Genomic DNA, 25,810 nt, shown 5'->3' on the forward strand with positions numbered 1-25,810 from the left:
TCAGCTTGCCAGTCATGACTCAAGCGGACTTGGAGCCTGATCAAACAACGGCCATTCCGCCCGCTAGAGCGGCTAACACAATCCCTGAGGCAAGGCGCGCCGACGCAGCATCAGGGGTTTTGTTGGCCGCGTTCATGCGGTAAGGCTGGCATACAGCCTGGTCAACGCCTGCGGCAAGCGCTCCGCCTGCCGCACGAGTGCATAACCGTTGCGGCCGAACAGATGCGGCAGGTAGTCGCCCGCCTCGCGGTCTATGGTGACGCAGAACGGTGTCAGGCCGGCGCGGCGGGCTTCCAGCACCGCCTGGCGCGTGTCTTCTATGCCGTAGCGGCCTTCGTAATGGTCCAGATCGTTGGGCTTGCCGTCCGAGATCAGCAACAACAAACGCCGCCGCGCCGGCCGCTCGCTCAGAATGCGGGCGCACTGGCGGATGGCCGCGCCCATGCGGGTGTAGTAGCCGGGGCGGATGGCGAGGATGCGGCCGCGGGCGGCGTCGTCGTAACGCTCGGCAAAGTCTTTCAGGATTTGCAGCCGCACTTCCTGCCGCCGCAGCGAGGAGAAGCCGTACAGGCCGAAATCGTCGCCGCTGGCGCTCAAAGCCTCGGCAAACAGCAGCAGGCTGTCGCGGATCACGTCGATCACCCGGCCGGTTTCGCCCAGCCAGCTTTCGGTGGACAGGGACAGGTCGGCCAGGGTCAGGCAGGCCAGGCTGCGCTCGCCGGGCGGCCAGTCCTGATACAGCGCCGGCTCGCTAAGCGCCGCGCCGCCGCGCCGTTCCGCAAGGAAGCGGATCAGCCGGTCCAGGTCGATGTCCGGCCCGGCGGTTTCGCCGCTGCGTCGGCAGCGCTCCGGCGCCAACGACTGGAATTGCCGCCGCAGCCGACGCGCCAGCGGCTGTAAACGCTCCGGCAGCGGGGACGGCGCGGCGTCGCGCGGCAGCATCGGCCGCAGCAGACAGTGGTCCTCCACCAGGCATTGCCGCTTCCAGTGCCATTCCGGCAGCTTGATGCCCGGCCCCAGCGGAGTGTCGTCGTAGGCGGCGGCCGGCAGGTCGAGATCGAAACGCAGCCGGCTGCCGCGAGTGTGGGCGTCCTGGTCCAGGGTCAGCCGGTTCATGTCTTCGGCGGCGATTTCGCCGTTGCCGTCATCGTCGTCGTCATTGTGGCGGTTGACTTTGACGTATTCGTCCCAGGTGAACAGGCTTTCCGCGCGGAACACCATCAGCATGCCGTTCTTGCGCGGGTCCTGTTCCATGCGCCGGGCGCGATAGCGGCGACGCTGGCGCTGGGCGTCCTTGCCGCCGCCGCGTTCGCCGTCGGCGTGGGGGCTGGCCTGCCCGTCGGCGTCCGTCAGCGGCGGTTCCGGGTGCAGCCACAGCGGCACCGGTTGCGGCGGTCTGCTCAACGGCGGCAGCGTCACGGCGTGTTCCGGCCGGCTCAGCGCCGCCTGTATCGCGCGCTCCACTGCGGCCTCCGCCGGCGGCAGGCTGGCGGGATTCGGCCGCAGTTCCAAGGCGGCCGCCGCCAACCGGTGGTAAACGGCAGCCAGGCCCGGCATGTCCGCCAAGGCGCGTGACGCGGCCAGGCGGTTGCGGCTCAGCCAGTCGCCATCGCTGCCGGCGGCGTAAGCGGCTTGGGCCAGCAGCCAGAAGTAACAGTCTCGGTTGAGGCCCGCGCTGGGAAAGCTGTCGATGCGTTCCGGCAGATAGAGCACCTGGCTGTCTCGCCAGGCCAGCTCCACCCTGGACCCGGTGCCGGCCAACCGCTGCAGCCAGCCGCGCCGCGCACCGTGCTCGGTGCCCACGGTGGAGCGCAGCGTCAACGCCGGGTCGCCGCCCATGGCGCGGAAGAACAGCGGCGCTTGCGCCGTCACCTGGGCCAGCTCTACCGCGCATTCCGGGAAACCGCGCCGCGCCGCGCGCCGCGCCAGTGTGTCCCACCAGCCGCCGACAATGTCTTCCATGCCGCTCAGTCCGGGAATTGGGTCTGGATGACCGCCAGCAGCGCCGCCACGGTGTCGGCGTCGTCGCTCAGCGGTTCCGCCAGCGCGGTGCGGCAGGCTTGCAAAGGCGGCAGGCCGGCCTGGATCAGCTTGGCGGCGTACACCAGCAACCGCGTGCTGGCGGCTTCTTCCAGGTCGTAGCCGGACAAACGCCGCAGCTGGCCGGCCAGCGTCACCAGCTGGCGCGCCAGCGCTTCGCCGATTCCGCTTTCCAGCATCAGCACGCCGATTTCCACTTCCGGCGGCGGAAAATCGAAAGCCATGGCGACGAAGCGTTGGCGGGTACTGGGTTTCAGCGTTTTCAGCACATGCTGGTAGCCGGGGTTGTAGGACACCACCAGCATGAAGCCCGGCGGCGCTTGCAGCACTTCGCCGGTGCGCTCCACCGGCAGGATGCGGCGGTCGTCGGTCAGCGGGTGCAACACCACGGTGGTGTCCTTGCGCGCTTCCACCACTTCGTCCAGGTAGCAGATGCCGCCTATGCGCACCGCGCGGGTCAGCGGGCCGTCGCACCACACGGTGGCGCCGTCGGCGATCAAGTGGCGGCCCACCAGGTCGGCGGCGCTCAGGTCGTCGTGACAGGAAACGGTGATCAGCGGCAGGCCGAGCCGGGCCGCCATATGGGCGACGAAGCGGGTCTTTCCGCAGCCGGTGGGGCCTTTGATCAGCACCGGCAATTGCTGACGCCAGGCGGCTTCGAACAGCTCGCACTCCGCGCCTTGCGGCTGATAGAAGGGGACAGGAATAGTCAGGAGTTCAGGCGCGTTCATCGGCGTTCCTTCAGATAAAGCTGAGCAGCAGCGCGGCCGACACCAGCGCCAGCCAGCCCTGCACCAGCGCACGCAGCCAGCGCGGCGCCTCGCGCAAGCCCATATAGCGCTCCACCAGCAATACGCCCTTGAGCCAGGCCAAGCCCAGAGCGATCAGCGCCAGATGCGGCAACCGGCCGCCTTCTGCCAGCCAGGCCGCCAGCAGGGTCAGCCCGGACAAGAGCAGCCACAGGCCGGTTTGCGTAAAAGGGGTGGGATAAGTCATGAGGGCATGATGCCGATGCGGCGCGGCAGCCGCCTTGATGCGAAATAAGGCTTTGCGCGGCCGCTTTATCTCGCCACGTAGACCAGAGCAAACAGCAACAACCACACCAGATCCACCATATGCCAATAGGCGGCGGCGGTTTCCACCTCGTTCATGGACTCCGGCGTGTAACGGCCGTTGCGTGCCAGCCGCCACACCGCCGCCACAATCACCATGCCCAATACCACATGCAGGAAATGAAACACCGTCAACGACAGGTAGAACATCCAGAAATCGTTGCTGGACAAGGTGATGCCCTGCAAGGCTTTACCCACCAGCTCATAGCCTTTCAAGCCGAGAAAGCCACCGCCGGCCAGCAAGGTCAGCGCCAGCCAGCGCCGCCCGGCGCATTGCCTCCCAGCGGAAAAGGCGCTGAGCGCGGCCAGCATGGCGGCGCTGCCGGCCAGCAACAGCAGGGTATTGAGCGTGGGCAGGCCCAGCTCCAGCTTGCCCTGCCCCGCTGCGAACAAGGCCGGCTGTTGCCGGCGTGCCCAGGCATAAGCCAGGAAGAACACGCCGAACACCGCCAGCTCGGCCAGGATGAAACACCACATCGCCAGATCACCCGGCACGCGGCGCTCCGGCGGCGCGCTCAGTTCCATGCCGGGGCCTTCCGCGTCGCCATCCTTGCTTGCGCCATCATCAATCCTCGCGCTTGCCGGTCACAAAGAAGCTGATCACGTACAACACCAGCCCGCAGAAGAAGCTGATGCCAAACACCCAGCGCCCCCAGTAGATGGGCATGATCCTTTCTTGCGTCTCCATGAAGGACAGCGGCGCGACGGACATCCGCTGCAACCACACCTGGACTGCGCCGGCGGCGGTAAGGCACAAAGTGATGGCCACGATGGACAGGGTCATCACCCAGAACGCGGTTTTTTCCACTTTCTGCGCCTGCGCGCAATTGGCCTCGCGGCCGCGCAGCAGCGGCATGGTGTAGGAGATCATGGTCAGCACCACCATCACGTAAGCGCCATAGAAGGCCATATGGCCGTGGGAGGCGGTCACCTGGGTGCCGTGGGTGTAGTAATTGACCACCGACAGCGTGCCGATGAAGCCCCACACCCCGGCGCCGAGGAAGAACATCACCCCGGTGCCCAATGCCCACAGCGTGGCGGCCTGGTTGGGGTGTTCGCGGCGGCGGCGTTTGACCATATTGAAGGCGAACAGGGTCATCATGAAGAAGGGCACCGGCTCCAGCGCGGAGAAGATGGAACCCCACAGTTGCCAGTAAGCCGGCACGCCAATCCAGAAGTAATGGTGGCCGGTGCCGATGATGCCGGTGATCAGCGTCATGGCGATGATCAGGTACAGCCATTTTTCGATCACCTCGCGGTCCACCCCGGTCACCTTGACCAGGACGAAGGCCAGCATCGCGCCCATGATCAGCTCCCACACGCCTTCCACCCACAGGTGCACCACCCACCACCAGTAGTACTTGTCCAGCACCAGGTTGTCGGGGTTAACAAAGGAGAACAGGAAGAACACGGCCAGGCCCCACAGGCCCAGCATCATCACCATGCTGATGCTGGTCTTGCGGCCGGCCAGCAGGGTCATGGACAGGTTGTAGAGGAAGGACAGCGCCACCAACACGATGCCCACTTTAGTGATCAGCGGCTGTTCCAGATAACCGCGGCCCATGGTGGGCAGCAGGTCGTTGCCGGTGAGCCGGGCCAGCTCATGGTAAGGCAGACCCAGGTAGCCGAGTATGGTCAACGCGCCGGCCACCAGGAACACCCAGAAGGTGATGATGGCCAGCCGCGGGCTGTGCAGTTCGCGCTCGCTCTCCTCCGGGATCAGGTAGTAGCCGGCACCCATGAAGCCAAACAGCAGCCAGACGATCAGCAGGTTGGTATGCACCATGCGGGCGGTGCCGAAGGGCACGGCGGGAAACAGAAAATCGCCGATCACGTATTGCAGGCCGATGATCAGGCCAAACACGATCTGGCCGATAAACAGGCCGATGGCGGCGATGAAATAGGGTTTGGCCACGGCCTGCGAGCGGTAGCGCACCTGCGCGACGGCGGCGGCCGCGCCGCGCGGCGGCGTGGCCACGGTAGCGTTGCTCATTGTGTTCTCCAAGGGAAAGGGATGGGACGGGATCAGCCCTCGATATTGGGCGGCCAGTTATTGGTGTTGATCTGCGACGCGTATTTCAGGAAGGCCACCAGGTCGTCCAGCTCGGCCGGGTTCAGATGGAACTGCGGCATCTGGCGGCGGCCCGGCGCGTTGGTTGGCATCGCCTGCATCCAGCCCTTGATGAATTCCGGGCCGCGGCGCACGTAGACGTTGCCCAGCTCCGGCCCAAAGTAGGCGCCTTCGCCCAGCAGGGTGTGGCAGCCGCCGCAACTGCGCGTCTCCCAGATTTTCTTGCCGCGCACCGCCTGCTCGGTGAGTTGAGCCTTGGCGTTATGGCTGGGCAAGGCCAGGGTGGTGTCCAGGGTCAGCCCCAGAAACAACAGAAAAAAGAAAACCGAGCCGCCGTAAAAAATATTGCGGGCGGTCGATTTGGTGAAGCTCGCGCTCATCATGTCCTCCTCGAATGCTTGCACCGCCGGCGCGGTACTCGGGCCGAACTGTACGGATTCGGGCATTCCGGGAGCATTGATTCGAATCAACGATTTCCAGCAGTCCGGCGGCCTACACGGCGCCATCCGCCACCGCCAACCGCAAGGAGGGCGCCATGATCCGCCCCATTTCCCTTCTCCGATCTGGACGCCGCCGCCCCGCTCTTTCCACCCGGCGAGCGCTGCGCCGGGACTGAGTCATGGTTTGGAATTTCTTGATCCGGGTCATTCAGCCGCCGCCGCGGCCATACTGCGCCCCCATCCCACGAGTACAGGTCATGAGCGCCATCGACATCCTTGTTGAGCAACACCGCGCTTGCGGCACGCGTTCGCCTCCTGTGAAACGGCGATCCGCGCGCAGGACTGGGCCTTGGCGCTAAGAACGTGTTTACGATCTCGCGAGCCAAGGTGAAACAAGACGAAAACGGTTGAAGAAACGGAACGTACAGGTGGTGCATGAGCATTCTGAAAGCGTTTTTAACGCCCGCCTGAACTACATCGCGCCGGCCGGCGCGTCTTATCCTGAGGCGCGTCCCCAAAAACAAACCCGCGCCGGCAATGCGGGCGCGGGTGCGAGAGCGCTGGCTCAGCCTATCCTCAGTCCCACTGCAGGGCGCCCTTTTTCCATTCATAGATGAAGCCGACGACCAGCACGCCCAGGAACACCGCCATCGCGCCCAAGCCAAAACCGCCCAGCTCCTTCAGCGTCACGGCCCAGGGGATCATGAAGGCGACTTCCAGATCGAACAGAATGAACAAGATGGCCACCAGGTAGTAGCGGACATCGAAGCGCATGCGCGCGTCTTCGAAGGCCTCGAAGCCGCATTCATACGGCGATAGTTTTTCCGGATCCGGCCGGTTGGGCCCCAACAACTTGCCCATCAGCAGCGGCACCACTCCCACCAGCAGTCCGACAACGATGAATAACAGGATGGGAAAGTAATTCTGCAGCATGGGGCCGACTCCTCCGGATAGTTTGCAAAGAGAGATAGACCGCCCCCAAGCGCCAAGTTTGCACCCCAAGGAAAATATACCGATGGGAAGCGGCCCGTCATGACGACCAGGCCGGGGGGAGAGCAGCGGGGATATCGGTTACACTGGGGATTCCCGCGTCATCCGGCCACCCCGAGCAACGCGGCTCACGGCCCCGCGTCCGATCGGACCCGCTCGCCCCCGCCGCTCCGCGGCAAGCTTGCCCGCCACCCGCGGCCAGGCAGACATACCGCCGCTTCGCCGGACTCCTCGCTCACAACTCATATCAAGCTCCGGCGCTGCGGACCGCTCTTTACACGACCCATGACAACACAGGGCCGGCTCACCCGCTCGGCCCGCCACACCAAAGGTCTCGTCCATGCATCATGCTCTGCAAACTTTATTGGACCGGGTTCGCCTGCGCGACCCGGAACAAATCGAATTCCACCAGGCCGCAGCGGAAGTGCTGCACGGCCTGGACGACTTCCTGGGTAGCCATCCGCACTTCTTCGACCACGGCTTGCTGGAGCGGCTGCTGGAGCCGGAGCGCGTCATCCTGTTCCGCGTGTCCTGGGTGGACGATCACGGCCACGTCCAGGTCAATCGCGGCTACCGGGTGCAGATGAACAGCGCGCTGGGGCCGTACAAGGGCGGCCTGCGCTTTCATCCCTCGGTGACGCTGGGCACGCTGAAATTCCTGGCTTTCGAACAAACCTTCAAGAACGCCTTGACCGGCCTGCCTCTGGGCGGCGCCAAAGGCGGAGCGGACTTCGACCCCAAGGGCAAGAGCGAGGGCGAGGTGATGCGCTTCTGCCAAGCCTTCGCCAGCGAGCTGTTCCGCCATATCGGCGCGGAAACCGATGTGCCGGCCGGCGACATTGGCGTCGGCGCGCGCGAGATCGGCTATCTGTTCGGCCAGCACAAGCGCTTGAGCAATCAGTTTTCAGGCGTATTCACCGGCAAAGGACCCAGCTACGGCGGCAGCCTGATGCGGCCGGAGGCCACCGGCTACGGCCTGGCGTATTTCGTCGAACGCATGCTGGCCACGCGCGGACAGACGCTGGCCGGCCAGCGTGCCGCCTTGTCCGGTTCAGGCAACGTCGCGCTGTACGCGGCGGAAAAGCTGCTGGCGCTGGGCGTCCGGGTAATCAGCCTGTCGGATTCGGAAGGCACGCTCAGCCTGCCGGATGGCCTCAGCCCGGACTTGCTGGCGGCATTGGTCGAACACAAGCACCAACGCCGCGGCCGGCTGGCCGCTTTCGCCGCCAACCACGGCCTGGACTTTCTCCTTGGACAGCGCCCATGGCGCTTGCGCTGCGATATCGCGCTGCCCTGCGCCACGCAAAACGAGCTGGACGCCGACGATGCGGAAGCCTTGTTGGCCAATGGCTGCTTCTGCGTGGCGGAAGGGGCCAATATGCCCTGCCCCGCCCAAGCGGCGCAGCGCTTTCAGCGGGCCGGCGCGCTGTACGCCCCCGGCAAGGCCTCCAACGCCGGCGGCGTGGCGGTGTCCGGCCTGGAAATGAGCCAGAACGCCACCCATTTGCCCTGGAGCGCGCAGGAGGTGGACGCCAGGCTACGCCGTATCATGGAGGAGATTCACGAGGCCTGCGTGCGGCACGGCGGCCAGCCGGACGGCGCTGTAGACTACGCACGCGGCGCCAATGTGGCGGCCTTCGGCAAGGTGGCGGCGGCGATGCTGGCGCAAGGCGTGATCTGAGCTAGCCGCCCATGCAAAAGCCCCGCCGGGAGGCGGGGCTGTGCACATTGAATGGAGCACGTTTCTAGAACAACTGGTCCTTGACGTTCTCCACCGCATCCTGCGCGGCAGGCTTGTCCTGCGTCTCGCTGGCACCGCCGCTGGCGTCGCCGCCCGCGCCCGGCACTGCGCCGTGGTTGTCCACCTTCAGTTCCGGATTGGTCTTCTGGAACTCTTCATAGTAGTACTCGTCACCGCCGCGCTGGCCGGCGCCCGCCTTGACCACAATGCCTGCCGGTACCGGCATGTCCACTTCCGGCTGCCCCTTGAGCGCATTGGCCATGTAATTGATCCACACCGGCAGCGCCGCGGTGCCGCCGTAACCGTAGCGGCCCAACGAGCGCGGCTGATCAAAGCCCACCCAGGCGGCGGCCACCAGATTGGGGTTGTAGCCAACGAACCAGGCGTCCTTCCAATCCGAGGTGGTGCCGGTTTTGCCGGCCAGATCGGTGCGGCCCAGGCTCATCGCGCGGTAGCCGGTGCCGTAGCGCACCACGTCCTTGAGCATGGAGCTCATGATGAAGGCGTTGCGCGGGTCTATGGCCTGCGGCGCGTTCTGGCCTGCGACAGTGGGCACGGTCTTGGCCAGCACGCGGCCGGACTGGTCTTCGATGCGGTCGATGAAATAGCCCTTGCTGCGGTAGCCGCCATTGGCGAACACCGAGTAGCCCTCCACCATTTGCAGCGGCGTCACCGCGCCGGCGCCCAGCGCCATGGTCAGGTAAGCCGGATGCTGCTTGGCGGCGAAGCCGAAACGCTGGATGTATTGCTGGGCGTAATCGGTGCCGGTGGCCATCAGCACCCGCACGGACACCAGGTTTTTGGACTGGGTCAAACCGCTGCGCATGGTAATCATGCCGGCGAATTTGCCGTTGTCGTTCTTGGGTTCCCAGCGCTGACCGTCCGCGCCCACCACCGACAGCGGCGCGTCGTTGATCATCGTAGACGGCGTCAGGCCGCGTTCGATGCCGGCGGAGTAGATAAAGGGCTTGAAGGTGGAGCCGGGCTGGCGCCAGGCCTGGGTCACATGGTTGAAGCTGCGGCGGTTGAAGTCGAAACCGCCCACCAGCGAGCGGATCGCGCCGGTGCGGGTGTCCATGGACACGAAGGCGCCCTCCACTTCCGGCATCTGCACGATTTCCCAATAGCCTTTTTCATGCGCACGGATGCGGATGACCGAACCGCGGCGGATCTGCTGCGCGGCGCTGACCTTGCCGCCCAGGGCGCGGCGGGCGAAGTCCAGACCGTTGCCCTTGATTACCGCCACCTTGCCGCCGCGCATATAGGCACGCACTTCCGCAGGGCTGGCGGACAAGACGATGGCCGGCAGCATGTCGCCGCTGTCGCGCAGTTCGCTAATGGCGTCATCCAGCGCCTCGGTCTGCTGCTCGCCTTCGGCGCCGGACAGTTCCACTGTGCTCTCTGGACCGCGGTAGCCCATTTTGCGGTCGTAATCCACCAGGCCGGCGCGCAAGGCGTCGTACGCCCATTTCTGGTGACGGCTGTCCAGCGTGGTGTAAACCTTGAAGCCTTCGGTGTACGCCGATTCGCGATAGCGCTCATACATCGCCTGGCGCACCATTTCCGCCACATACTGCGCCGGCTGGCTGCTGCTGTCCGCGCTCTGGCTGGCCAGCTTCATCGGCTCCGCCAAGGCGGCGTCGTATTGCTCCTGAGTGATGAAGTTGAGCTCGCGCATCCGGCGCAGCACGTATTGCTGGCGCAGACGGGCACGGTCCGGGTTGACGATGGGGTTGTAGGCGGACGGCGCCTTGGGCAGGCCGGCCAGCATCGCCATTTCCGCCACGGACAAGTCCGCCAGCGGCTTGCCGTAATAGGCCTGCGCCGCGGCGGAGAAACCGTAGGCGCGCTGCCCCAGATAGATCTGGTTGAAGTACAGCTCCAGGATCTGATCCTTGGTCAGCGTGTGTTCGATCTTGAAGGCCAGCAGCGCTTCGTTGAACTTGCGGGTAAAGGTTTTCTCGCTGGACAGAAAGAAGTTCTTTGCCACCTGCATGGTGATGGTGCTGGCGCCGGAACGGGCGTGTCCGGACACCAGATTGCCAACTGCCGCGCGTACCACGCCAACGTAATCAACGCCGCTGTGCTGGTAGAAACGCTCGTCCTCTGCCGCCATCACCGCCTGCTTCATTAACTGCGGCACTTCGTGGATTCGGGAGAAGGAACGACGCTCTTCGCCGAATTCGCCTATCAGTTGATTGTCGGCGGAATATACGCGAAGGGGAATTTTCGGACGATAGTCCGTCAGTACATCAAGACTCGGCAAGCGCGGGTAGGTTATGATGATTGCAATGGCGCCTGCGCCAGCAACCAATACGGCTCCACCTAGAAACAGACCTGCAAGTATTGCGAGGATTCGTCTTAGCATATTTACAATGGGCTTTCACTGGAAACCGGATTATAACGTCTTGTGAAAGCAGGCAAGACAAACAATGGCAGCGACAGGCCAAAAAACTGTCGCATAGGACCAATCGAGGCACCTGATGCTTATCGACAAACTCAAATCCGCCCCTCCCTGGCTAGAACAACTTGGATTGGGGAAGGCTAAAAATGTTCCAATGTTGGGACTGGATATCAGCAGCACCGCCATCAAATTGGTGGAGCTATCCCGCTCGGGTAAAAATTGCCAGGTTGAGCGCTATGTGATTGAAACCTTGCCCAAAGACGCCATCAGCGACGGCAATCTGGTGGACATCGAAGGCATAGCGGAAACCCTGCGCCGCGCCTGGAAGCGGCTGGGCAGCCCCACCCGCCATGTCGCCATCGCCATTCCCACGGCGATGGCGATTTATAAGAAGCTGCTGGTGCCGGTCAGCCAGACCGACAACTTGGCGGAATTGATCGAATCCGAAGCCAATCAGAGCATTCCCTTCCCGCTGGAAGAGGTGAACCTGGACCATCAGGTGCTGGGGCCGGCGCCGTCCAGCATAGACGATCTGGAAGTGCTGCTTTGCGCCGCCCGCAAGGAAAAAGTGGAAGAGCGCGTGGCGGTGGTGGAGATGGCTGGCCTGCGCGCTCAGGTGGTGGACGTCGAGTCCTTCGCCATGATGACGGCCTTTGAACAAGTCGAGCAGCAGTTGCCGGAACAGGGCATGAACCAGACCTTCGCCCTGTTCGACATCGGCGCCACCCGCATCCACTGCAACGTCATCCGCAACAACCAGCAAGTTTATTACCGCGAGCAGGTGTTCGGCGGCCAGCAATTGACGCGCGACATCCAGCGCCGCTACGGCATCAGCTACGAAGAAGCGGAAAGCGGCAAACGCGGGATGAGCCTGCCGGACGGCTATGAGTCCGAACTGATGCATCCTTTCGTCGACTCGCTGGCGCAGGAGATACAGCGCGCGCTGCAGTTCTTCTACACCACGGTCAGCGTGTCGCAATACCTGCGCGTCGACTACATCCTGTTGGCCGGCGGCTGCAGCATGCTGCCGGGCCTGGACGACGCGGTGGCCGGCCGTACCCAGATCAGCACCATGATCGCCAACCCGTTCAGCACCATGGTGCAATCCAGCCATATCCGTCTGAAGGAACTGCTGATGGACGCGCCGGCGCTGCTGGTGGCCTGTGGCTTGGCCATGCGGAGGTTCGACTGATGATACGCATCAACCTCCTCCCGCACCGCGAACAGAAAAAAGCAGCGCACCGGCTGCGCTTCCAAGTAATGCTGGGACTTACGCTGGTGGCCTCGCTGGCCTTGGTGGTGCTCAGCTATCTGATCATCGGCGGCCGCCTGTCCCATCAACAACAGCGCAACGATTTCCTGCAAGGCGAAATCTCCAAGCTGGACAGCCAGATCAAGAATATCGGCACCTTGAAAAAACAACGCGACGATCTGCTGTCGCGCAAGCAGTTGGTGGAGCGGCTGGAACAGGGCCGCAACGAGGGCGTGCATGTTTTTGACCAACTCGTCCGCCAAACCCCGGATGGCGTCTACCTGAAAAGCTTCAAGCAGACCGGCAACCAGTTCACGCTGTCCGGCTACGCGCTGTCTGGCGCTCGCGTTTCCAACTATATGCGCAGCCTGGCGCAATCCAGTGTTTTTGACGCGCCGGTACTGGTGGAAGTCAAAGCCTCTAGCGTCAATGGCCAACGCGCCAACGAATTCACCCTGAACTGCAGCCTGCGCGAAGCCGCCCCGCCCAAAACCGGCCAGCCCGCCGCCGCCCACGGAGCCAAACCATGACGCTGGACGAATTGCGCACGCTAGACCCCAAGGACATCACCAATTGGCCACTGCAGGGCCAGGTCATCGCGCTGGCGCTGCTGGTCGCCTGCTTCGTGGGCCTTGGTTATTTCTTTGTGCTCAGCGATGAGCTGGACCGCCTCAACGGCGCCAAGCAGCAGGAGGAACAGCTCAAACAGACATACGTCGACAAGAAACGCCAAGCAGTCAACCTGGATGCGCTGCAACAGCAATTGAAGGAGATCGACGCTTCCTTCGGCGCCCTGCTCAAGCAACTGCCGACCAAATCCAACATGGACACGCTGTTGACTGAGATCAACCAAGCCGGCATCGGCCGCGGGCTACAGTTCGAGCTGTTCCGGCCCAATCCGGAAATCAAGACGGCCGAGATGGCGGAAGTACCGATCACCATTCGCCTGACCGGCAGTTATAACGACTTGGCCGCCTTCGTCAGCGATGTGGCACAGCTGTCCCGCATCGTCACCATCGCCGATATCAGCCTGACGCCGGACGCCAAGGGCGCGCGCCTGACCATGGACGCCACCGCCAAGACCTTCCGGGCGCTGGAGCCCGAGGAGCGGGCCATACAGCCGGCCCCCGCCAACAAGTGAGCCGCAAAACCCATGACAAGAACTCTCGCTTGCTTACTGCCCTTGCTGCTCGCCGCCTGCGGCAGCAGCGATACCGACGATCTGCGCCAGTGGATGCAAACCAACACCCAGGGCCTGCGCGGCCAGATCGAGCCTTTGCCTCAGGCTCAGCCCTACCGGCCGTTCGCCTATCAGGCCTTTGACCTGCTAGACCCCTTCAACTCGCAGAAACTCGCCGCGGCCAAGAACCAGAACCTGGCAAACGCGCCGGACATGAAGCGGCCGCGCGAAGCGCTGGAAAACTACGATCTGGACAAGTTGAAGATTGTTGGCGTCATCCGTCGCGGCGGCGCCAACTACGGCCTGGTACGCACGCCGGAAGGCGCGATTTACCGCGTTCAGGCCGGTAATTTCGTCGGGCCCAATTTCGGCCAGATCAAGAAAGTCGGCGACACGGACATCCAGTTGACTGAAACCGTGGAAGATTTGAACGGAGAATGGGTGCAGCGCAACACCAGCATGTACCTGGACGAACAAGGGCAAAACAAATGAGCAAGCACTCCATCAAACTGTTGTCCGGGCTGGGCCTGTCCCTGCTGTTCAGTTTCGCCGACGCCGGCCCGGCGATCACCGCGATCCAGCTGGCCAACGGCGACGGCGACCAACAGGTGCTGCAAGTCAGCTTTGACGGCCCCGCCGTCCAGCCCAACAGCTTCGCCATCGCCAACCCTCCGCGCATCGCCTTCGACTTCGCGGGCGCCAGCGTCAAGATGGCCAAGCCGCAGCAAGACTTCGGCGGCCCGCTGGTTAAATCAGCGGTGGCGGTGGAAGCCAACGGCCGCTCCCGGCTGGTGCTGAGCCTGAGCCGCAACGCGCTGTACAGCAGCAGCGTGGCCGGCAACACGCTGCGGGTCACGCTGAATCCCAATCTGGGCAACGCCGCGCAAGCCGCCACGCCGGTGGAGCGCCCCGCGGCAAACCCGCAAACCGCCGCACGCCCAAATCAGGCCCAGATCGCCAGCGCTCAGCCGCTGGCGCTGGACTTCCGTCGCGGCAAGAACGGCGAAGGCAGGGTGGAGATCAAGCTGCCGTCCGCCAATACCCCGGTCGATATCCGCCGCGAAGGCAAACAATTGCTGGTGGACGTGCTGGGCACTCAACTGGACAGGCAGAACCAGCGACGCCTGGATGTGTCCGACTTCGGCACCCCGGTGTCCAAGATCGACGCCCGCAATCAGGGCGGCAACAGCCGCATCCAGATTCAACCGCAAGGCGACTGGGACTTCTCCTCCTACCAGACCGACGGCCAGTTGGTCGTCGAAATCCGCCGGCCGGCGCTGGAGTCCGCGGCCAACGCCGACAGCAACCAGAAGCCGCAGTACAAGGGCGACAAGCTGTCCCTGAACTTCCAGAACATCGAAGTGCGTACCGTCTTGCAGGTGATCGCTGAATTCACCGGCCTCAACATCGTCACCAGCGACTCGGTCAGCGGCAATATCACGCTGCGGCTGAAAGACGTGCCCTGGGATCAGGCGCTGGACCTGATCCTGCAAACCAAGGGCCTGGACCAGCGCCGCGCCGGCAACATCATTCAGATCGCGCCGCGCGAAGAGTTGCTGGCGCGCGACAAACAGGTACAGGAAGCCAGGCAGCAACTGGCCACGCTGGAACCGGTGCGCTCGGAAACCTTCGTGCTGCGCTACCGCTCGGCGGAGGATTTCAAAAAGGTGCTAGACGGCACGAACACCACCGGCAAGAAGGAAAGCATCCTAACCGAGCGCGGCAGCGCGCTGATCGATCCCAAAACCAATACGCTGATCATCAACGACACCGGCAGCACCATAGACAAAATCCGCGACATCATAGGCAAGACCGATGTGCCGGTGAAACAGGTACTGATTGAGGCGCGCATCGTCGAGGCCACCGACAACTGGAGCCGCAATCTGGGCGTCAAACTGTCCTTCGACCGCGTAGGCAGCACCGGCATTATTTCCGGCGGCGGGCTCGGCAACGCCATCACCAACGCCAATGGCCGCCTGGGCATCGTGGGCGGCGCCGCGCAAACACCCTATGTCATTGCTCCCGGCGTCAATTTGCCAATCACCAATCCTGCGGGCTCGCTGACTGCGCTCTATAGCGTGGGCAAGTCCGCCATCATCGGCCTGGAATTACAGGCGCTGCAAACCGAGAACAAGGGACGGGTGATTTCCAGTCCGCGCATCATGACCGCGGACCGGCAAGAAGCCACCATTGAGCAAGGCACGGAGATCCCCTATCAGGAGGCCTCGTCCAGCGGCGCGACCTCCACCTCGTTCAAAAAAGCGGTGCTCAGCCTGAACGTCAAGCCGCAAATCACGCCGGACAACCACGTGATGCTGGACATCAAGGTCAACAAGGATAGCGTCAGCCCAACGCTGACCGTGGGCGGCACACCGGCGCTGGACACCAAGAAGGTCAACACTCAGGTGCTGGTGGAGAACGGCGGCACGGTGGTCATCGGCGGCATTTACCAGCAGCAGATCAACGACGTCGTCAACAAAGTGCCGCTGCTCGGCGATATTCCCTTCCTGGGCGCCCTGTTCCGCAGTTCGCAGAAGTACGACAACCGCACTGAATTGCTGGTCTTCATCACACCGCGCGTGGTAGAGGACCTAAGCGGCAATAATCAGTAAAATCCCGGTCGCGGCAGCGCCCCAGGCGCTGCTGCAACGCCGAAAGACAGAGCGGCCAAGCTCGGCTACAATGCCTGCCATGGAGAAACCGGCAGGCAATTTTTTTCTGGTCGGCTTGATGGGCGCGGGCAAGACCACGGTTGGCCGAGCTTTGGCGCGGCGCACCGACAAAACCTTTTACGACTCTGACCACGAGATCGAGGCCAGGACCGGCGTGCGCGTCGCGACCATCTTCGACATCGAAGGCGAGCTGCGCTTCCGAGACCGGGAAACCTCGGTCATCGCCGACCTCGCCCGCCTGGACAACATCGTTCTGGCCACGGGCGGCGGCGCCATCATCCGTCCGCAAAACCGCGCTTGCCTGGCCGCTCACGGCACCGTGATCTATCTGCGCGCCACCATAGACGATTTGCTGGCCCGCACCCTGCACGACAAAAACCGTCCATTGCTGCAGATCGCCGACCCCAGGGGCAAGCTGGAAAGCCTGTTTCAGGAACGCGACCCCTTATACCGCGAAGTTGCCGACATCGTCGTCGACACCACGCAGCAGAATGTCAGCCTGTTGGTTGCCCGCCTGATGGAGCAGCTATCCGGCCTCCCCCCCAAACACCGCCCCGAACAAGGAAGCTGATTGTGATTACCCTCGACCTGATCCTGCCCGACACCCGTTACCCGATTCACATTGGCCGGGACTTGCTGGAACAGGTCGAGTTGCTGCTTCCCCACCTGCCCTTGCCCAAGGTCGCCATCGTCAGCAACGAGACCGTGGCGCCGCTGTATCTCGCCCGGCTGCAACAAGCGCTGGCCCGGCACCGGATCGATTCCTTCAGCGTTGTGCTTCCGGATGGCGAGCAGCACAAGGACTGGAGCACGCTGAACCTGATCTTCGACGCGTTGCTGTCCCGCAACGCCGAACGCAAGACCACCTTGATCGCGCTGGGCGGCGGCGTCGTCGGCGACATGACCGGCTTCGCCGCCGCCTGCTATCAACGCGGCGCGCCCTTCATCCAGATTCCCACCACTCTGCTGGCGCAAGTCGACTCCTCTGTCGGCGGCAAGACCGCGATCAATCATCCGCAGGGCAAGAACATGATAGGCGCGTTCTACCAGCCCAAAGCGGTGATCGCCGACATGTCGCTGCTGGACACGCTGCCGGAACGCGAGTTGTCCGCCGGCCTCGCCGAGGTGATCAAGTACGGCCTGCTTGGCGACGCAGTCTTCCTAGGCTGGCTGGAGGAAAACATGCCGCGCCTGCGCGCGCGCGACCCCGATGCGCTGCAGCATGCGGTCAAGCGCAGCTGTGAGATGAAAGCTGACATCGTCGGCCAGGATGAAAAGGAGCAAGGCGTGCGCGCCCTGCTCAACCTGGGCCACACCTTTGGCCACGCCATCGAAGCCGGCCTGGGCTACGGCGCCTGGCTGCATGGCGAAGCCATCGGCGCCGGCATGGTGCTGGCTGCCGCCGCCTCTGCCGAACTGGGCTGGCTATCCTCCTCGGACGTCGAACGCGTGCGCGGCCTGGTGGCCGCCGCCGGCCTCCCGGTCAAAAGCCCGCGAATGCCGCTGGCGCGCTGGCTGGAGTTGATGAGCCACGACAAGAAGGTGGAAGCGGGCACCATCCGATTTGTGCTATTGCAACAACTGGGACGCGCCACTATTCAGGCCGGCCTGCCTTCTGCAATACTCGAGAAAATACTGGACAGAAATAGTTAATGCTCAAACGGCATCGGTACAGATCCGGTAAGGATTTCTACGGATTGCCGCTTGCGCCGCTTCATCAGAATAATGAATCTACCGGAGATGGAGAAGGCCGGCAGGACAGCCCCGCGCAAAGCTTGAAGCCAGAGCGCACAATATCGGGGAGCCGCCGGCGAGGCCAAGTCGTTGCAAAGCGGAAGGGGAGAAGCCACATGGTAGCGTTGAGCGCGTTTGCCGCCAGTTTTGGACTGATGGCGGGATATTACGCCCTGCAATTCTTTTGGAAGAAAATACGTTACACCAAGCCGTGCCAGCGCGGCATCGATCCGGTGGGCGAGGCGGAAGTTTTCCTCGCCTACGGCCGTACCCGCGATGCGGTTCGGGTGCTGAAAGATTCGCTGCGCGACAATCCGGACGATCTGCCGGCCAAAGTCACATTGTTGCGGGCCTATTCCAGCGAATGCAATCGCGAAGCCTATTGCCTGTTGGCGCGCGATGTTCAGTCGCAAGTGCAAGGCCAGCCGGTTTGGCACACCATTCAGGAGAACGGCCGCCGCTTAGCGCCGCAAGACCCGCTGTTTGAAGCCAAGCTCTGAATCACAGTCCACATAACAAATCGGCCAAGGCATCCGCCTTGGCCGATTTGCTTTCACCACCGTAAACGCTCAGCCAGCGGCAGCATCCTCATCCTTGAACTGCAGGCTATGCAGCTTGGCGTAGAGCCCCCCTCGCGCGAGCAACTGCGCGTGCGAGCCTTCTTCGACAATCTCCCCGTGATGCATCACCACAATGCGATCGGCGTTTTCTATCGTGGACAAACGATGGGCGATCACGATGGTAGTGCGATTCTTCATCAGATTTTCCAGCGCGCTCTGCACCAACCTCTCGGACTGGGTGTCCAGGGCCGAGGTCGCCTCATCCAGAATCAACAGCGGCGCGTTCTTCAACAAGGCGCGGGCAATCGCCAAGCGCTGGCGCTGCCCGCCGGACAGACGTACGCCGTTTTCACCGATCAGGGTGTCGAAACCGTCCGGCATCGCCTCGATGAACTCCAGTGCATTAGCCGCGCGCGCCGCCTCTACCACTGCTTCGCGACTGTGCGACGCTTCGCCGTAGGCGATATTGGCCGCCACGCTGTCGTTGAACAGCACCACATCCTGGCTCACCATGGCGATGTGCCGGCGCAGATCGCTCAAGGGCATGTCCTGCAAGCGCACATCGTCCAAACGAATCTCGCCGCCGTCCGGATCGTAAAATCGCGGTATCAGGCTGACCAAAGTGGTTTTTCCGCTGCCGGACGACCCCACCAAGGCGATGGTCTCGCCGGGCTGAGCCTGCAGATTAATGTTCCTCAGCACCTGCCGCTCCGCCGCCGGATAGCCGAAGCTCACTCCCGACAGCTGCAACTTGCCGCGGGTGCGCGGCAATGCGGTGCGGCCGTGATCGGGCTCTTCCGGCAAGTCGAGAAAATCGAAGACCGACTCCGCCGCAGCCAAGCCGCGCTGCATGGCCTGGGCAATGCCGGTGATGCGCTTGACCGGCGCGAACAGCAACATCATCGCAGTCAAAAAGGACATGAAATCGCCGGCGGTGAAAGCGCCGTCCTGAGCGCGCAGCGTGGCGAAATACAGGATGGCGGCCAAGGCGCAAGCGATCATCAGCTGAGTAACGCCGGTGTTGGCGGACGTTGCCGCGCTCTGCTTGACCGCGTTGCGGCGAATCGCCGCCGCCGCTAGGTGAAAACGTTCACTCTCGCGCGCTTCGCCGCCATAGACCTTGATCACGCGCTGACAGTTGATGCCCTCGCCCAATACCTGGGTCAATAAAGCCATATTTTGCTGATTCTCGCGCGATAGATTGCGCAGCCGTTTGCCTACTATCCGCATGCAGAAAGACACCACCGGCAACACTAGCAGACAGATCAGAGTCAGCTGCCAATCGATATACAACAACCCAGCCAGCAGGCTGATCGCGGTGACCCCGTCCTTGACCGTAACCGTAATCACGCTGAAGCCGGCCTCGGTCACCTGATTGACGTCGTAGGAGATCCTCGACACCAGTCTGCCCGACTGATTGTCGGCATAGTACTGCACCGGCAGACGCAGCATCTTGGCGAACATCTGTTCGCGCAGCGTCTGCACCAGGTGCCCGGTCAACCAGCTGGAAGTGTATTCATTGATGAAGCTGGTAACACCGCGCACCGCGAACACCCCGATGATGGCCAAGGGCACCCAGGTGATCGCATGCGGATCACGGTTGACGAAACCGTTGTCGATCAAGGGCTTCATCAAGTGGGCAAACGCCGGCTCGGTCAAGGCCGCCACCATCATCGACACCAGCGAGATCAGAAAGACCTTCCAGTAGCAGCTCAAATACCCCAGCAAACGGCGATAAATCGCCCAATTGCTTTGCAAAGAATTCTTCATTCGTTCCTATCGTTCAACACCCGCACCCACGGGGCGGTGATCAGTCAAAGCATCACATCCCCGGCGCGCTCATGCCGCTGAGTTCCAGGATGCGCCGCAGGTTTTGTTCCGGCGCAAAGCGCGAACGCACATCGGCGCGTCCGGCTTGGGCCCAAATTTTCATCATTGCCGGCTGGCTCAGCGCCAGATCAATCGCAGAGGCCCAGGCGGGGGCGTCTCCCGGCGGCGCCAACATGCCGGTCTCGCCATGGCTCATGGTCTCGGGAATGCCTCCGGTGTCGCTGGCGATCACCGGCACGCCCAGGCCCAGCGCCTCGATCTGAGACATGCCCAAGGGCTCGTAGCTCGACGGCATCAACACCAGATCGGCGCGTGCCAGCAGGGCGGCCACCGGACTTACCACGCCGGCCAGCAACACCCTATCCTGCAAACCCAAGCTGCGCGCCAGCTCCGTGATCGCCTGCTGCTCCGGCCCTTCTCCCGCAATCAAATAACGCGCGTCCGGCCACTTGTCACGCAGCAAATCCAAGGCGGCCAACACCGTCCTATGCCCTTTTTCCCCGCGCAGCATCGCCGCTTGCACCAGCAAAGGACCGGAAGAACGGGACAGCCACTGCTCCAGCTCTGCCGGCAAAGGCAACGAGGCCGCTTGATCCAAAACGTTGAAATCGATGCCGGGATAGACCACGTGCAGCTTTTCGGGAAGGATCGCCGGATTCTCCAGCAAACAACGCTTGAGATAAGCGCTGGGCAACATGGTTGCGTCCATCAGCTGGTTATAGCTCCAAGCCGAAGCCTGGCCGGGTTGATAAGTGCGCGAGCGAAGCAGGAAAGGCCGGTCACGGCCCATCAGCCGCGCTGCAATGGCCAGATTATTACTGTCGTGGCCGCTATGGCAGATGGCCAGCCGCGGACGATGACGGCGCATCCAGGCGCTCAAGGCCAAGATCGAAGGCATATGTAGACTGTTGCGAAAACGCAGCGGCAACACCTCCAACCCACGTTGACGCGCGACCTCCATCACCCGCGTCTGCGGTCGGCAGGCCAGCACCGGGCGAAAGCCGCGCTCCCCCAGCAGGCGCATCTGCTGCATCAGTTGCAGTTCCTGCCCACCCACATTGGGGGAGGACTCGGTGAACAGCACCCAATCACGCATGCGCGGCGTCTTTCTCACGCTGTCTCAGCTCCGCCAACAAGGCGGCGGCGGTGAACAGGAAGATATGCAGCATATGATCCTTGTTCACGCTTTCCAGCAACATGCGCCCAAGAAAACCGCAAGTGACCAACATCAACACCAGCCCCAGCGTATCGCGCCGAAGACAGAAGGCCCGATACCCGGTCCAGATCAGCACGCCGCAAAACGCCAGCCATAGCGCGATGCCAATCACGCCCAAGCCCACACCCAGATCGATGAAACCGCTGTGACTGTGACCAACCTGATTGGGATGACCCGTCGCAGTCAAAGCATTGGTGAAGGCGTTGCGGCTATAGCCATAGCCGATGGGTTTGGCCGCGATGAGGTCAAGACCGCTATGAATCCAGGCTACTCGCTCATAAGCAGAGCCATCCACAATCACACCATTAGACAACTTGGGTAGCGGCGCTACACGCAGCCAAGCTTTGGTGTCTGCATAATGCCAACCCGCGGTCGCCGACTCAAAAAATATTTGATTTCGACTGTCTTGCTTGATCGCATATGCGGCAAGGCTTCCCAAGGCAGCCAAGACCAGGCTGGCAATAAGCAGGGTTTTGCCCCACCCAATTTTCACGCCTTCAAACACTGAATAAACCAGCAGCATGGACAGCATCAGATAAATGATACCAATCATGCCGTTGCGCGCGCCCGCTTTGAGGCTGACAAACAGAATCAAAGCCGCGGCCAAGCACAGCGCCCAGCGAGGAAAGAATGTGAGCGGCTGGGGCCCACGTTGCCCGAAACAAAACGCGGCCACAATGAAGGCCAGCACAAAATTCATGAAGAAGGTGAACTCCAGCTTGGTGGCGGTGGTGAACACATCATTATTGAACGGCCACAGGCCCGTAGTCAGATAGACATACGCACCACGGATAAACTCGGCCAAGGCCAATACACAGCCGGCGACGATGACCAAGTCGGAAATCGTCCAGCGCCGAGGCGCATGGAACAAGGCTAGACCCGTGGCAAACCACACCCCCCCCATCAATAACTGACTGCGGAACTCGCCGGCGGAAGCTTCCGGCCACATTGAAAGCAATAGGGTGTGAAACAACGCGTATAGCAAGAACGCGCCCATGGCCATCAGTGGCCCACGCTGGTCGCGCCAACAGCTTTTGAGTTCGGCATGGTTTTTCGCCACCAGGATCAGCATCACCAGCAAAATCACATAGCGCAACGCAATCGTGTGGGACACATTCGCCAAGGTCAAAAACGCCAAGGACAGACCGATGGCCAAGCGGCCATGCCAGCGCGGCTCACAACCCAGATGATTATTCATGCAGAAGTTTTTCCAAAGTCTTGGCCACTTGCCCGACAGGTATCGCAGCCATACACTGCGCCTGGCGGCATTCGCCGGCCTGATTTCCAAATTTTCTAAAACAACGCAGAGCCCAATCCACGTCGCGATAATGCACGCTGCGCTGATTGCGGCAAGGAAACCATGCAGGGCCGACGCCAACACAGGTAAAGCCGGCGAAAAACCGGCTCGCGCCAAACAAGGTTTCGCTGCCCGGTCCAAACAGCATCAGCAAGGGCGTGCCCGCCACTTTGGCCAGATGCGCAATGCCAGTGTCCGGGCATACGCAGGCTTTGGCACGACTCAAAACATCACGCAATTGCGCCAGGCTCAGCGTGCCTGCCATAACAAGGTCATCCGGCCCCACTTCTATGGCCGACAGCAAATGCTGCTCCCCTGGCCCGCATGACCACACTACCACGCACCGGCAAGCCCGGACAGCCGCGGCGACCCGGTTCCAACTGGATGCCGGCCAGAAGCGGGTTGCCGAACTCGCGCCAACATGCAGCACGACGAAACGGGCCGGCAACGATGGCAGGCTCTCTGCCGATGTCGGCCAATCCTGTAAACGAAACGGCCTGGGTTCGGGTCCGTCGATCAAGCGCGCGGCGGTATCGGTCCAGGCTTCAGGCTCCCCGGCGTACGGCACCGCCTCGTCCAGCAGCCAATTCTTGTAAAGCGGCGCCTCCCCTGCAAAGCCCACTATCCAGCGGGCTCCAATCGCGCGCGCCAGAAAACTCAGCCGGTTTTCACCCATCAGGTAGACCATGTCGAAACGCTCTTCAGCGAACAAACGCCGGATCGAGGTAAAATCACGCGGCTGCCACGGCAACGGTCGAATCCCATAGGGTCGCGTTTCATACAGCGGCGCTTGTCCCGGCGGGCAGGCCAGCACAATCTCCGCCTTGGGGAAGCGCTCGCGCGCTTTGGCCAGCAGGCTGGTCGCCATCAAGGCGTCGCCCAGCAGAAACTGATGCAGGATCAATACCCGGCGCGTTCGCTCAGGGTCCGGTTTACGGCGCAGCCATTGCCAAGGCAGCCGCAACAACAGCGCCGCAAAAATCAGCAAACGCCCTGGGAAACGTCCCGGCCTCATCGCCAGCCCTTCATGCGCAAGCCCCGCGCTCGCCGTCGCCGGACGACAGATTCCGGTACAAGACCAACATCTGCGCCACCATATTGCTCTCGCTCAAGTCCGCCACCCGTGTGCGCGCAAGCTCCCCGCTACGCGGCCAGTCCGCGCGCGCGGCCAGCCAAGCCGCCACATTGTCTTGCCAGGCGGCTGCATCCCCCGCCTCGGCCAGCCAGCCGGTAACACCCGGCTCCAGCAACTCGGCACCGCCGCAACGCGTGCTGGTCAACACCGGCAAGCCGCAGGCCATCGCTTCAATCACCACCGAACCAAACGGCTCGTACAGCGTTGGCAGAATGAAACCGTCCGCCAGTCCGTAATGGCTGCGTACATCGCGCTGCGGACCGGTAAAGTGCGTCCGCTCGGACACGCCCAATTGCGTAGCCAGCCGTTGATAGCGCGCCAACTTCTTGTCGCCGCCCACCACTACCAAATGCACGGCGGCATGGGGCGCGATGGCGCGCAACGCCTGCGCCACGCCCTTGCGCTCGAAGCCGGAGCCCACATAGACCAACACCGGCGCCGTCTGTGGAATGCCGTATCGCTCGCGCAGCGCTTCCCGCTGCTCGCGCGCCGCCGCCGGATTGAAAAAGTCGCTATCCACGCCATTGCGGATCACTGTGCAGCGCCGCGGGTCCACGCCGAAACGGCCCACCACGTCGTCGCGCACCAATTCCGAATTGCAAATCACCGCCCGCAACGCCGGATGCTGGAACATCGCCCGCTCGGTGCACAGCATGAAATGGTGGTAAGGATTACAAAAGGTGCTCAGCCGTCGCCACCAGGGCGCCCCTTCCAGCCGCGCGTCCAGCCAGGCGGCGTGTACGCCGTCGCCCGCGCGAAACACATGGCAGCCGGGAATGCGCTCGTGCGATTGCACCAGGTCGGCGCCGGCTTGCCGCCACGCCGCGCGGGCGGCGCGGGCGAAACTCCAGTCTCGCCAAACACTGCCCAGATAGAATGGTTTGACCCTCACCGTGTCCACGCCCGGCAGGCTTTCCCAATTGCGGCTGATTAACAACGGGCTGAATTCGCCATCGGCCTGCAATTGCTTGACGATGGCGCTGACAATGCGTTCCGCGCCGCCCGCCGGGTTGTATTTCTGCCGGATAATCGCCAGCCGCTTCATGCGCTCTCCTTCAAGACCGCGTCCACCGCCGCCAGCACTGCGTCCACTTTGATGCGCTGCAGACATTCGCTCTGCCAGCCTCCGCCGCAGCCGGCGTTGCCGCAGGGGCGACAGGGCACAGGCTCCGACACCACCCGGTGCGGCACCTGCCACGGGCCCCATTCAACATCCCCCGACGGACCGAACAAGGCGACGCAAGGCGTCTTCATTGCCGAGGCGATATGCATGGGCACCGAATCCACGCCGATATACAAGCGCGCCTGATCTATCGCCGCCGCCAGTTCCTTCAGGCTCAACGCGCCGGCCAGGCTCGCCACCGGTCGCTTCAGCCGTGCCTCGATGTCGGCGATCATCGCCATTTCTTCCTCGCCCGGCGCGGCCGACAGCACCAGTTGCTCGCCGCGCGCGCTCAAGGCGTCGATCAGCGCGCTCATTTTTTCCACCGGCCAGCTCTTGAACGACCAGCGGGAGGTCGGGTGGACCAGAATGTACGCGCCCGGCCGCAAACCGCGCTCGGCCAGCTTGGCCGCCAGCGTGGCCTCTGCGTTGTGCCCCGGCACCAGCACCAGCTCACGCTGGCTTTCATTCGGATAAACGCCGATCCGCCTCAAAGCATCCAAATGGATCTCAATGGTGTGGCGGCGGTTGCCCGGCACCTGCAGATAGCGGTGAGTAAAGCTCTTCTTGAAAAAGCGCCCATAAGGGCCCTGCGGCCCCACCGACCAGCGCGGCGCGAGCAAGCGCGCCAGCCAGGCCCCGCGATTATGCTCGGTCAGCGTGATTACCAGATCATAGCCACGGGCTCGCAAACGGCTCAGCAAGCCCAACTCGGCGCGGCACTGGCCCAGCAGCCCCAGTTTTTTCCAGTGGCGGTCTATGGTGTGCAGTTGCGCAATCGCCGGGTGAAGGCTCAGCATTTCCCGGGTGTCATGGTAGACCAGCGCGTCGATCTCCAGATGCGGCGCCTGCTGCTGCAGCGCGGAAAACAGCGGCGAAGTCAGCAGCACGTCGCCATGGTGACGCAGCTTGATGACCAGCACCCGCCGCACGGCGTTCAGGTCGATGGGATCGTTCAGCATAAGAAAGGAAAA

Annotated in this window: 23 protein-coding genes; 9 read left to right on the forward strand and 14 right to left on the reverse strand. The window is 62.8% G+C overall.

All coding sequences use genetic code 11. The annotated features are described in order from the left end of the window. Positions 1-132: 132 nt before the first annotated feature. The 7 genes from BR71_RS07505 to BR71_RS07535 form a co-directional block, all read right to left on the reverse strand. Complete coding sequence (locus tag BR71_RS07505; RefSeq protein ID WP_043635065.1) at positions 133-1,962, reverse strand: nitric oxide reductase activation protein NorD; 1,830 nt, start codon at positions 1,960-1,962, stop codon at positions 133-135. 5 nt (positions 1,963-1,967) lie between these two features. Then, positions 1,968-2,771: a CbbQ/NirQ/NorQ/GpvN family protein gene (locus BR71_RS07510; protein ID WP_043635073.1), complete on the reverse strand. Its 804-nt coding sequence runs from the start codon at positions 2,769-2,771 to the stop codon at positions 1,968-1,970. A 10-nt stretch (positions 2,772-2,781) separates the two neighbouring features. Then, positions 2,782-3,036, reverse strand: a complete 255-nt coding sequence (locus tag BR71_RS07515; protein ID WP_043635080.1) for a cytochrome C oxidase subunit IV family protein — start codon at positions 3,034-3,036, stop codon at positions 2,782-2,784. A gap of 65 nt (positions 3,037-3,101) precedes the next feature. Beyond that, the gene (locus tag BR71_RS07520) at positions 3,102-3,677 is read right to left on the reverse strand and encodes a cytochrome c oxidase subunit 3 (RefSeq protein ID WP_043635087.1); all 576 of its coding nucleotides are present in this window, start codon (positions 3,675-3,677) and stop codon (positions 3,102-3,104) included. Positions 3,678-3,717: 40 nt separating this feature from the next. Next, positions 3,718-5,145: a cbb3-type cytochrome c oxidase subunit I gene (locus BR71_RS07525; RefSeq protein WP_043635091.1), complete on the reverse strand. Its 1,428-nt coding sequence runs from the start codon at positions 5,143-5,145 to the stop codon at positions 3,718-3,720. 32 nt (positions 5,146-5,177) lie between these two features. Then, positions 5,178-5,669: a c-type cytochrome gene (locus tag BR71_RS07530; protein ID WP_269473792.1), complete on the reverse strand. Its 492-nt coding sequence runs from the start codon at positions 5,667-5,669 to the stop codon at positions 5,178-5,180. A gap of 570 nt (positions 5,670-6,239) precedes the next feature. Next, positions 6,240-6,596, reverse strand: coding sequence for an NADH-quinone oxidoreductase subunit A (locus BR71_RS07535; RefSeq protein WP_019103334.1), 357 nt, complete (start codon positions 6,594-6,596; stop codon positions 6,240-6,242). 397 nt (positions 6,597-6,993) lie between these two features. On the opposite strand from BR71_RS07535, the gene gdhA reads away from it, so the two are divergent. Beyond that, positions 6,994-8,334 carry an NADP-specific glutamate dehydrogenase gene (gene gdhA, locus BR71_RS07540; RefSeq protein WP_043635094.1) on the forward strand — a complete coding sequence of 447 codons (1,341 nt, stop codon included), beginning with the start codon at positions 6,994-6,996 and terminating at the stop codon, positions 8,332-8,334. A 64-nt stretch (positions 8,335-8,398) separates the two neighbouring features. On the opposite strand, the gene BR71_RS07545 is transcribed toward gdhA, so the two are convergent. Beyond that, positions 8,399-10,660 carry a penicillin-binding protein 1A gene (locus BR71_RS07545; protein ID WP_240314999.1) on the reverse strand — a complete coding sequence of 754 codons (2,262 nt, stop codon included), beginning with the start codon at positions 10,658-10,660 and terminating at the stop codon, positions 8,399-8,401. Positions 10,661-10,952: 292 nt separating this feature from the next. Here BR71_RS07545 and BR71_RS07550 point away from each other — a divergent pair, with 292 nt between their 5' ends. The 8 genes from BR71_RS07550 to BR71_RS07585 all read left to right on the forward strand — a co-directional run bounded on the left by BR71_RS07550 (position 10,953) and on the right by BR71_RS07585 (position 18,136). Continuing rightward, complete coding sequence (locus tag BR71_RS07550) at positions 10,953-11,990, forward strand: pilus assembly protein PilM (protein WP_244269598.1); 1,038 nt, start codon at positions 10,953-10,955, stop codon at positions 11,988-11,990. Next, on the forward strand, positions 11,990-12,580 hold the full coding sequence (locus BR71_RS07555) for a PilN domain-containing protein (protein WP_043635110.1): 591 nt from the start codon (positions 11,990-11,992) through the stop codon (positions 12,578-12,580). Before BR71_RS07550 ends, BR71_RS07555 begins: the two co-directional genes overlap by 1 nt. Next, positions 12,577-13,191, forward strand: coding sequence for a type IV pilus inner membrane component PilO (locus tag BR71_RS07560; RefSeq protein ID WP_043635113.1), 615 nt, complete (start codon positions 12,577-12,579; stop codon positions 13,189-13,191). The genes BR71_RS07555 and BR71_RS07560 overlap by 4 nt, the downstream gene beginning before the upstream one ends. Positions 13,192-13,203: 12 nt before the next feature. After that, on the forward strand, positions 13,204-13,722 hold the full coding sequence (locus BR71_RS07565) for a pilus assembly protein PilP (RefSeq protein ID WP_043635115.1): 519 nt from the start codon (positions 13,204-13,206) through the stop codon (positions 13,720-13,722). Further along, positions 13,719-15,842, forward strand: a complete 2,124-nt coding sequence (locus tag BR71_RS07570; protein ID WP_043635118.1) for a type IV pilus secretin PilQ — start codon at positions 13,719-13,721, stop codon at positions 15,840-15,842. The genes BR71_RS07565 and BR71_RS07570 overlap by 4 nt, the downstream gene beginning before the upstream one ends. 70 nt (positions 15,843-15,912) lie before the next feature. Continuing rightward, the gene (gene aroK, locus BR71_RS07575) at positions 15,913-16,473 is read left to right on the forward strand and encodes a shikimate kinase AroK (RefSeq protein ID WP_043635119.1); all 561 of its coding nucleotides are present in this window, start codon (positions 15,913-15,915) and stop codon (positions 16,471-16,473) included. Positions 16,474-16,475: 2 nt separating this feature from the next. Further along, on the forward strand, positions 16,476-17,555 hold the full coding sequence (aroB, locus tag BR71_RS07580) for a 3-dehydroquinate synthase (protein ID WP_043635120.1): 1,080 nt from the start codon (positions 16,476-16,478) through the stop codon (positions 17,553-17,555). Positions 17,556-17,752: 197 nt separating this feature from the next. Next, positions 17,753-18,136, forward strand: coding sequence for a type IV pilus assembly protein FimV (locus BR71_RS07585; RefSeq protein ID WP_231138282.1), 384 nt, complete (start codon positions 17,753-17,755; stop codon positions 18,134-18,136). A 69-nt stretch (positions 18,137-18,205) separates the two neighbouring features. Here the strand turns inward: BR71_RS07585 and msbA are convergent, their stop codons facing one another. The 6 genes from msbA to rfaQ form a co-directional block, all read right to left on the reverse strand. After that, positions 18,206-19,966 (reverse strand): lipid A export permease/ATP-binding protein MsbA, encoded by a 1,761-nt coding sequence (msbA, locus tag BR71_RS07590; RefSeq protein WP_043635121.1) that lies wholly within the window; start codon positions 19,964-19,966, stop codon positions 18,206-18,208. Between the two features lie 52 nt (positions 19,967-20,018). Further along, positions 20,019-21,122 carry a glycosyltransferase family 4 protein gene (locus tag BR71_RS07595; RefSeq protein WP_043635123.1) on the reverse strand — a complete coding sequence of 368 codons (1,104 nt, stop codon included), beginning with the start codon at positions 21,120-21,122 and terminating at the stop codon, positions 20,019-20,021. Then, entirely contained in the window at positions 21,115-22,440 is a 1,326-nt protein-coding gene (locus BR71_RS07600; RefSeq protein WP_043635126.1) for an O-antigen ligase family protein, read from the reverse strand. Before BR71_RS07600 ends, BR71_RS07595 begins: the two co-directional genes overlap by 8 nt. After that, the gene (locus BR71_RS07605; protein WP_162179200.1) at positions 22,433-23,407 is read right to left on the reverse strand and encodes a glycosyltransferase family 9 protein; all 975 of its coding nucleotides are present in this window, start codon (positions 23,405-23,407) and stop codon (positions 22,433-22,435) included. The genes BR71_RS07600 and BR71_RS07605 overlap by 8 nt, the downstream gene beginning before the upstream one ends. A gap of 157 nt (positions 23,408-23,564) precedes the next feature. Beyond that, on the reverse strand, positions 23,565-24,719 hold the full coding sequence (locus BR71_RS07610; protein WP_043635136.1) for a glycosyltransferase family 4 protein: 1,155 nt from the start codon (positions 24,717-24,719) through the stop codon (positions 23,565-23,567). Further along, positions 24,716-25,798 carry a putative lipopolysaccharide heptosyltransferase III gene (rfaQ, locus tag BR71_RS07615; protein ID WP_043635351.1) on the reverse strand — a complete coding sequence of 361 codons (1,083 nt, stop codon included), beginning with the start codon at positions 25,796-25,798 and terminating at the stop codon, positions 24,716-24,718. The genes BR71_RS07610 and rfaQ overlap by 4 nt, the downstream gene beginning before the upstream one ends. Between the last annotated feature and the right edge of the window lie 12 nt (positions 25,799-25,810).

Origin of the sequence: Chromobacterium haemolyticum DSM 19808 (assembly GCF_000711885.1) — a bacterium.
In the GTDB taxonomy this organism is placed as follows: Bacteria; Pseudomonadota; Gammaproteobacteria; order Burkholderiales; family Chromobacteriaceae; genus Chromobacterium; species Chromobacterium haemolyticum.